This is a genomic window from Campylobacter concisus (assembly GCF_002913545.1).
GTDB classification, from domain to species: Bacteria; Campylobacterota; Campylobacteria; order Campylobacterales; family Campylobacteraceae; genus Campylobacter_A; species Campylobacter_A concisus_AV.
The window spans coordinates 1-4378 of the sequence record NZ_PPBR01000128.1 but is presented as its reverse complement, the minus strand read 5'-3'; the positions used below and the strand labels follow the sequence as shown (position 1 = coordinate 4378).

Here is a 4378-nt window from a genome sequence, read left to right as displayed (position 1 = left end):
CTATATAGTTCATATGAAATACTTCTATAAAATTTAGAAATAGGATATGTATTTATTTTTTAACTTCTTCATGTTTATTAGTTTTCAAAAATATTGTTTGCATCATAGCGCAATATTTATTTATATATTTTTTAGATAATAATTAATTTTAAGACTATAGATAAAATGGATAATGGTTTGTTTTCTGCAACCTTCTAACTATCTCCACCTCATTTATATCCTCAAATTTGATCCTAGTTTTTACGACCATGAGGCTTTTGTCTATGAAATTTATCTCTGAAACCAGCCCGCTAGTACTTGCGTAGCCAAAGCCGTCGTGGTAGCTCACACGCACTTCATCAGCTATCTTTATCTCGCTTAATTTTTTTAAAATTTCATCGATCTTGCTCTCGTCAAGCTCTAGTTTTTCGCATTTTTCTCGCTCTTTTTGACGCAAGGCTCGCTCTAATGTAGAAAGAGGATTAAACGAGCTAAAAATTTTCGCCCTATCTTTACTCACCGCTCTTGTGTCCTCCGATCTTTTTGTTTCTATCTTGCCCAGTCGCTTCTGGTAGCAGGTCGATCGCGCGCAGGATCGAGTTTTTGCCAAATTTCTCTTTTATCAAATTTAGCGACTTTAACACCGCTTTTTCCTTGGCGTCATTTTCAAATAGGCTAAACTCAACCAAATTTTCTTTCACCACATCGTTTGCAGATATGCCTATTTGCCTGATTAGCCCGACATTTTTTATCTTGTTTAAAAGTAGCTCCTCAGCCACGCTCATCAGCACGCTTGAGATATTTGTTGGCGTTTTAAACCTCACGCTTGCACGTTGCTGCGGCTCAAGCTTATCGGCAAATCTCACATTTATCGTTAGCCCACTCGCCCTTACATCTTTGTTTATCATCCTAAGCGCGAGCCTGTCAGCCATCTCTTTTAGCACGATCACCGCCTCGCAGCGCTCGTAGTCTCTAGGCAAAATTTCTGAGCTAAAGTAGGACTTCGTGCTTGGTTTATAGGCCTTTATCTCAGCTATCGTCGTTGGCTCTATGCCGTTTGCGTGATCGATCGTGATGTAGGCATCGACGCCAAAAATTTTTTCAAGCAGGCTTTTTGGCGCATTTGCGATATCTTTCATGCAAAAGATGCCGCATTTTTCAAGCTTTAGCCTAGTTTGCTTACCGATACGCCAAAAGTCACTTAGGGGCTGATGCGTCCAGAGCTGCTTTTTGTAAAGATCTTCGTCAAGATAGGCGATGCCGTCATCTTGGTGCTTTGCTAATATGTCAAGCGCGATCTTTGCGAGGTATAAATTTGTCCCCATGCCACAAGTCGCCGTCACGCCAGTCGTTTTTAATATCTCATCCATCATCATCTTTGCCATCTCTTTTGCGCCAAGAGCGTAAAACTTCAAGTAAGAAGTGAGGTCTATGAAGCACTCATCTATCGAATAGACGTAGATGTCCTCTTTGGAGACATATTTTAGATAAATTTCATAGATCCTTGCGGCGTAGTCGATGTAAAACTGCATCCTAGGCGGTGCGATGATAAATTTGATATCCCTTGGTATCTCAAAGAGCCTGCAGCGGTTTTTCACCCCTTTTGCACGAAGCGCAGGGCTGACAGCTAAGCAGATGCCGCCACTGCCACGACTAGCGTCAGCCACGACCAGATCGGCCTTAAATGGATCAAGCCCGCGCTCTACGCACTCAACCGAGGCGTAAAAGGACTTTAGGTCGATAACGGCGTAAATTTTGCTCTTTGGATTTTCATTTTTCATGAGAGGATTATAGATGAAATTAAGTTATAGAATTTTAATGTCTTTATCTTTTAATATTTTTACATAAATTTATAGTATGATTTTTGTAAAAACTTTTTAATAGGATAAAAGAGATGCAAAAGACTTTTCGTATATTTATCTCATCAACCTTCAACGACTTTAAAACAGAGCGTAATATACTTCATAAAGAAATATTACCTGAAGTAAAGAAGTATTGTAAAGCTAAAGGTTTTACTTTGCAAGCCATAGATCTAAGGTGGGGCATAAATAATGAAGCTCAAAAGGATCAAAAGACACTTCCTATGTGCTTGACAGAAGTTGCAAACTGCAAAGCATACCCACATCCAAATTTTATTATATTTTTGGGGAGTAGATATGGCTGGATACCGCTTCCGTATATGATAGAAAAATTGGAATTTGAAGAAATTTTAAAAAATACAGACAAAGTTAAAGAGCTTAATGAGTGGTATTTTCTAGATGAAAATCAAATTCCAAGCTCGTATATATTGAAATCACGCACTGGTAAATTTGAAGATTTTGAAATTTGGGAAAAAAAGAAAAATGAGTTACGCGAGATCTTACAAAATGCTAGCAAGAATCTGACTTATGATAAAAGTAAAAAGTATATTACATCAGCAACACATTATGAATTTGAGGAGATATTAAAAGGTGATGATAATAATCAATATATAATATCCATCATAAGAGATATTAAAGACAAGGGTATAAATGAAAAAGATGTTATAAATTTTAGAAATGAAGTTAAAAATAAAGTAGCAAAATACAACCAAATAACACATCAAGCAAAAGAGGTTAAACGAAAAGATGGCAGTATTGTATATGAAATAGTAGATAAAGAAAAATTTGTGCAAGATATCAAGACGGCACTTGTAAAAAATATTGATAAAGGAATATCGTATATAAAGCAAGACAACAAAAATATAGATCATGAAAATTTTAAAAATAGTAAGATTGATATATTTTTTGGCAGAAAGAACTCGTTGGATGTAATTAACAACTATATTAACAGTGAAGAACAAACTCCTTTTTATATATATTCTGATTCTGGCATGGGTAAGTCTGCACTTATGGCAATGGCAATAAGCAATCAAGAAAAACAAAACAATCAAGCAAAAATTATTTATAGATTTGTTGGAGCTAGTGCAGATTCATTTTACAAAAGAGATTTATTGGTCGGCATAATAGATGAGGTTACAGAACAAAATCATATTTATGAAAATCAAGAATATGAATTTGATGAGCAGATAAGAAGAATTTTAGAACAAAGTCAGAAACGTGAGACCATTATATTTATAGATGCTTTTGATCAAATAAAAATTCATGACGATCTTAAGTGGTTACCGAAAGTTTTAGGTAAAAATTTAAAGGTTGTTCTTTCTGTATTAAAAGACGAAAATTTTAAAGAGGATAGTATCTATTATGATATATTAAGTGACAGATATGGTACTACAAACAGCCTTGATCTAAGTAGAGATAGTTTAAGAAATAATGCTGATGAAATTTTTGGGGCCATTCTAGCAAAATACAACCGTACTTTAACACAAACACAAATGAACTTAGTTAAAGATAAATTTTATAATGCAAATTGCTCTCCATTATATGCTTATATAATATCACAAGAGTTGCGAAATATAAGATCACAGCAAAGCATAGATATCGCAGATGATATACCTTGTGCCATAAATGAATTTGTCGATAATTTAATAAAGATATACCATCATAATGAGATATTTGTTAGAAAAATTTTAAGCCTTATAGTCTTTAGTAAATATGGAATTAGTGAAAATGAGATATTTGGCATACTTTCAGAAGATTTACAAGATGAAGTAGAATTTCAAAAAGCTATTTTAAATGATTTTCATGAACCTATAAAAGCTCCTAATCCACTGAGAAATGATAGAGATGAGCTTGTTTTGCCGGCATCTTTATGGTCAAGTTTGTCAAATAAACTAGAACCATTTTTTATTAAGACTCAAAAAGATGGTGAAATACTAATCAACTTTTTTCATAGGCAATTTAAACAGTCTATATCAAAACTATATGAAGCATATAAGATAAAAACACATGAGAGAATTTTAAATTATTTTAATGAGTTTGAACAACAAGAAAAGTTGTGGGATGAGAGATATCCTTCTTTAAGAGCTTTAAGTGAAATTTTTTATCATCTTTATTATTCAAAATCAGAAAGACTAGATGAATATTTAAATAATCTAGAATTTATAGGAAGCATATATGACTACGGAAAAGAAAATGACTTTAGAGAAATTCTAGATATATTAGATGAAAAAAAATACTGGGTTATTAAAAGCTTTTACAGGGAAAAAGATTATTTAATAAAAAGCGTTGTTAATGAAAAATTTAAACCACATATGGCTCTTTTTCAAGTTGCATATGAAGATGGAGTAGATTCTCCGCTAAATAAAGGCGCTAATGATTTAATTGACAAAAACAAAATAAATTTTAGGTGGCTCAAAAGAGAGAATATTGACTATAAATTTAGTAGGAGTGGCTTAATTAAAATTTTATTAAACGAAAACAACTCTTCTAATATAATGTTTGTAGATAAAGATGTTTTTATTACTTATAATGTATATATG

General features: G+C 33.1%; 3 protein-coding genes. 1 reads left to right on the top strand and 2 read right to left on the bottom strand.

Features of this window, described 5'->3' with window-relative positions; genetic code table 11:
- Positions 1-154: 154 nt before the first annotated feature.
- Both CYP05_RS09345 and CYP05_RS09340 read right to left on the bottom strand, forming a co-directional pair.
- A complete protein-coding gene (locus CYP05_RS09345) occupies positions 155-499 on the bottom strand; it encodes a YolD-like family protein (RefSeq protein WP_103642729.1) in 345 nt (114 codons plus the stop codon).
- Positions 492-1760 (bottom strand): DNA repair protein, encoded by a 1269-nt coding sequence (locus CYP05_RS09340; RefSeq protein ID WP_103642728.1) that lies wholly within the window; start codon positions 1758-1760, stop codon positions 492-494. The genes CYP05_RS09345 and CYP05_RS09340 overlap by 8 nt, the downstream gene beginning before the upstream one ends.
- A 113-nt stretch (positions 1761-1873) precedes the next feature.
- On the opposite strand from CYP05_RS09340, the gene CYP05_RS09335 reads away from it, so the two are divergent.
- The coding region (locus tag CYP05_RS09335) for a DUF4062 domain-containing protein (RefSeq protein WP_141090291.1) at positions 1874-4378 on the top strand (2505 nt) is incomplete at its 3' end.